Annotated in this window: 6 protein-coding genes; all 6 read left to right on the top strand. The window is 64.0% G+C overall.

Going from position 1 to position 4,164, the window contains the following annotated elements; all coding sequences use genetic code 11:
* Positions 1 to 417 (top strand): M24 family metallopeptidase (locus tag O2807_12895; GenBank protein MDA1001397.1); only part of this gene is annotated, 417 nt, incomplete at its 5' end.
* Between the two features lie 61 nt (positions 418 to 478).
* Positions 479 to 1,684 (top strand): MFS transporter, encoded by a 1,206-nt coding sequence (locus tag O2807_12890; GenBank protein ID MDA1001396.1) that lies wholly within the window; start codon positions 479 to 481, stop codon positions 1,682 to 1,684.
* 3 nt (positions 1,685 to 1,687) lie between these two features.
* The gene (locus tag O2807_12885; protein ID MDA1001395.1) at positions 1,688 to 2,299 is read left to right on the top strand and encodes an NIPSNAP family protein; all 612 of its coding nucleotides are present in this window, start codon (positions 1,688 to 1,690) and stop codon (positions 2,297 to 2,299) included.
* A 30-nt stretch (positions 2,300 to 2,329) separates the two neighbouring features.
* The gene (locus O2807_12880; protein MDA1001394.1) at positions 2,330 to 3,184 is read left to right on the top strand and encodes an MBL fold metallo-hydrolase; all 855 of its coding nucleotides are present in this window, start codon (positions 2,330 to 2,332) and stop codon (positions 3,182 to 3,184) included.
* 28 nt (positions 3,185 to 3,212) lie between these two features.
* Complete coding sequence (locus O2807_12875; protein ID MDA1001393.1) at positions 3,213 to 3,632, top strand: DNA-binding protein; 420 nt, start codon at positions 3,213 to 3,215, stop codon at positions 3,630 to 3,632.
* Positions 3,633 to 3,642: 10 nt separating this feature from the next.
* On the top strand, positions 3,643 to 4,164 hold a 522-nt coding region (locus tag O2807_12870), incomplete at its 3' end, for an LLM class flavin-dependent oxidoreductase (protein ID MDA1001392.1).

Raw genomic sequence — 4,164 nt, 5'->3', positions numbered from 1 at the left:
TACACGGCCCAGATCGGGAATCCCATCTGCATCGGGAAGCCCACCGATCAGGCGCGCAAGCTCTGGGACGAGGCCGTTCTCACGAGTGCGCGCGCCATCGAGGACGCCCTGAAGCCCGGGAAGACGCTCGAGGATGTCCGGCGGGCCGGAAACATCATCATCGAGAACGGCTATACCGGTAGGCCGACCCTCTGCCACGGAATCGACATCGCGACCGCCCATCCCCATATCCGGATGGAGGAGATCGTGGCGCACGACTACGAGCAGATCCTCCAGCCCGGCGCGGTCATCATGAGCGAGCCGAATCCGGCCACCATGGACGGAAAACTGGGCATGTTTTTCGGGAGGACCTACATCATCACCGAAGAGGGAAACGAGGCGGTGACGAAATATCCCTTCGAGCTGATCGTTGTCTAGGCTTGCCGCTAGACCCGCCGCCGCGTGCCCGGGCGCCGTTCGCGGAACCTGAAAGGGAAATTTGAAAGCCGACGCCCCGCCGCAGAAAAAACCGGAGGACCGCGAAGGGATTCAGAAAGTCCCCTTCGCCGCGCTCGTCTTCGCGCATGCCGTCAACGACATGTCGAGCGGATTTTTCGCGCCCCTGGCGCCCCTGGTGGCGGCCAAGCTGGGGTTGAGCCTCACCATGATCGGCACGATCATGGCGATCCGGAGCGTGTTCAACTCCGTGCCGCAACCCCTGTTCGGATGGCTGATCGATCGCTACCCGGGCCGCTGGTGGCTTCTTTCCACTCCTTTGGTGGTGGGTTTTTTCCGGAGTGGTTTCGGCCTGGCGACAGGCTTCTGGGGCCTGACCGGAATGCTCTCGGTGGCCGCGTTCGGCGGCGCGTGTTTTCATCCCGCCGCCGCGGCACGGGCCCGCGAGCTTTCGGGGACGCGGCGCGGGCTCGTTATGGCGACCTATGTGGCCGCAGGAAGAATCGGCCAGTCGGCAGGGCCCATCATCGCGCTGGCCCTGGTGTCCTGGTTCGGACTCGAGGGCCTTGTCGCGGCGACGGGATTTTATGGCCTCTCCATGGCGGCGCTCTATTATTTTCCGCCGCGGCCGCAGGAGCGGGAAGAGGCGCCGCGCGCGGCAGCGGGGTCGGGGGGAAGCAGAGAGGGCTGGGGGGCGATGGCGTTTCTCTACGGCATCTCGATCCTCCGCAATACGGTCACCATCAACCTGTATGCCTTTCTCCCCCTCTATTTTGCCGCCCGCGGGGAATCGCTCTGGACGGGAGGAACGGCCCTGACCTTTATCCTCGTCTCGGGGGGTGCGGGGAGCGTGGCGGGGGGATGGCTTTCGGATCTGATGGGGAGGAAAAAGGTGATCGTGCTCTCCGCGCTTGCGTCTTTTCCCCTCCTGCTCGCGTTTCTTCAGGCCGGAGGGATCGGGAAGCTGCTCCTCATCCTTCCGCTCGGCCTGGTGCTGCACGCATCCATGGGGGTGAGCGTGGCCTACGCGCAGGAACTCCTTCCGGGCCGGCCGGCGCTTGCCGCCAGCCTTCTTCAGGGGGGAAACTGGTTTGTCTCGGGCCTCACGCTGACCGCGACGGGCGCGCTGGGAGATTATTTCGGGCTCCAGGCGGCCCTTCACGTTCTGCTCATTTTGCTGTTCGCGGAGTTCTTCCTGGCGCTGCTGCTCCCCGGCACGGGGCGGCGCATTGTTTCTGAGGGGGTTTGACCTGTGATCCATGAACTTCAGTTCCGGAGTCTCCAGAACCGGGGGGCGGCTGAGTACAACGAAATTTTTGGGGCGCATCTGGAGAAGGGGCCGATGGCGGCCTCCCTGCGGGGCTCGTTTCACTGCGACATCGGCGATTTGAACCGCGTCCTCCACGTCTGGGCGTACGAAGATATGGCACAGTGGGAAGAGGGGCAGACCTACCTCCAGGGGCTGCCGGCCGAGAAGCTGGTCAAGACGGAGGTGTCCAAGATGGTGAAGACCCCGCCCTTCCTTCCCGCGCCCCTTCCGGGCGCCCACGGCGGCGTCTACGAGGTGCGCACCTACGCGGCGTTTCCCGGCGCCATCGAAAGCAGCGTGTTCGCCAGTTGGGGACGGTACCTCGCCGAAAGAGAGACGCTCTCCAAGTGCGTTGCCTTTTTCTATATCCAGTACGAGGATCAGGAAGAATACATCCATTTCTGGCCCTACCGGGACCTGAACCACCGCGCCGAGGTGCGGGGGAGCTACCCGAAGATCAACTGGCCGCCCGGTACGAAAGAGAGCTCCCGCGCCTCGGTCATCTCCCAGAACTCGGAGATATGGATGCCCGCTTCTTTCTCGCCGATGCACTGATCGTGCGTCGCATTTTCCGGGAGGTGTGCTTTGCGCCAACTGAGTGAACATCTCTACGCGGAAACCGCGTACAGCTGGGCGAACGTCGGCGCGGCCGTTACGGAGGCCGGGGTGCTGCTGCTGGATTGCCCTGTCCGGCCCACCGACTCGAAGGACTGGCTGGAGAAGCTCGGCGCGCTGAGCCCTACGGGCATCCGGTATCTGATCGCCACCGACTATCACGGCGATCACACCACGGGATCGGCCTTCGTGCCGGAGGTGGAGTTCATCGCGCCGCGGTATGTGTTCGATGAGATCGCAAAGGGCGACAACGATTTCTCAAAAAAAATATTCGTCGAAACGCTTCGGGATCAAGGATGCGCAGAGGAAGCCGACGCCATCGCGGCGGCCCGGGTGCCGCTCCCCCGGATCTGCTTCGAGGATGCGCTGAACCTCTATCTTCCGCCGCTGACGTTCGAGATCCGCCGCCTGGGCGGGCACTCGCCCGCCTGCAGCTCGGTCTACGTGCCCGAGGAGGGTGTTCTCTTCTCGGGCGATATCGTCATCAACGGTCCTTCGCCCGGGATGCGCGACGCCAACGCGGCCGAGTGGCTTGCCGCCCTCGACTGGGTGGAGGCCCTGCCCGTCGAGACCATCGTCCCGGGCCACGGCGAGATATGCGGGATGGAGGTCGTCCGCCGCCTGCGGGACTACATCGGCGGGATGCGGGCAGACATGGTTTCCCTCCTTGAGAAGGGGATGGATCGGGAGGATGCGGTGCGGGAAGATGTTTTCGGTAAATATTTCGAGTCCGACGACAGCCGGGGCGCCTACTGGTCGCAGCAGCGGAAGGACACCTTCCGGGCCGGGCTCGAGCGCCTCTACGACGAAGTGCGTGCCGGATAAGGGGAGCCGGACAGGGGAGGAAAATCCGATGAAGGTCCATGAGAAGAAATTCGGGAGGATTTACCAGCTCGTTTTCGAGAGGGGCGACGATTTTTTCGGCGAGTTGAACCGGTTTGTGAAGGAGAAGAACATCCGCGCGGGCTCTGTCTTCATCTTCGGGGCGCTCGCCGAGACCGACATGGTGACAGGCTTCAAGAGCAACGAGGGTTTTGACATCGATCCGCGCGCCTTCAAGGAGAAGCAGGAGCTTCTCGGCCTCGGAAACATCTCCTGGCCCGATGCCCCGCCCCGCGTCATGGGGGATGTCGTATGGGACGAACCCCAGCCCTACGTCCACATCCACCTGGCGATCAGCGGCACCCCCGGCAAGACCGAAGAGGTCCTCGTCGGCCACCTGAGCGGCGGGAAGGTGGTGGGGATGTACGTCGACATCTACGAGCTGGTGTAGGGGGCCGGGCATGGAATTCGGCATCTGCATCCCCCACTACGGGCACCCGGTGGATGTCTCCCGCACGCTGGAGGCGGCCCGCCGGGCGGAGGCGCTCGGCTTCGATTCGATCTGGGTGACGGACCATCTGCTCATCCCGAAGAACTTCGAGATCATCTACCGGGAGCACATGCTCGATCCCATCGTGCTGCTCGGCCATCTCGCGGCCATTACGCAGCGGGTCAAGATCGGCGCCAGCGTGATTATTCTTCCCTACCGGAATCCGATCGTCGTGGCCAAGCAGATGGCGACGATCGATCAACTCTCCGGCGGGCGGCTGATCTTCGGGGCGGCGCCCGGCTGGCTCGAGGAGGAGTTCATCGCCCTCGGGCTTCCGTTCAAAGAGCGCGGCGCGATGACGGACGAGTACCTCCGTCTCATCCGCCGCCTCTGGACCGAGGAGCGGGTGAGCTTCGAGGGAAAATACGTCCGCTTCGAGGACATGGTGCCCTCGCCGCGGCCGGCGCAGCGTCCCGCCCCCCCGATCTGGATC

The sequence above is a fragment of the bacterium genome (assembly GCA_027622355.1).
In the GTDB taxonomy this organism is placed as follows: Bacteria; UBA8248; UBA8248; order UBA8248; family UBA8248; genus JAQBZT01.
Note: the sequence above shows the minus strand (reverse complement) of the source record. Positions and strands in the feature narration are given on the sequence as shown.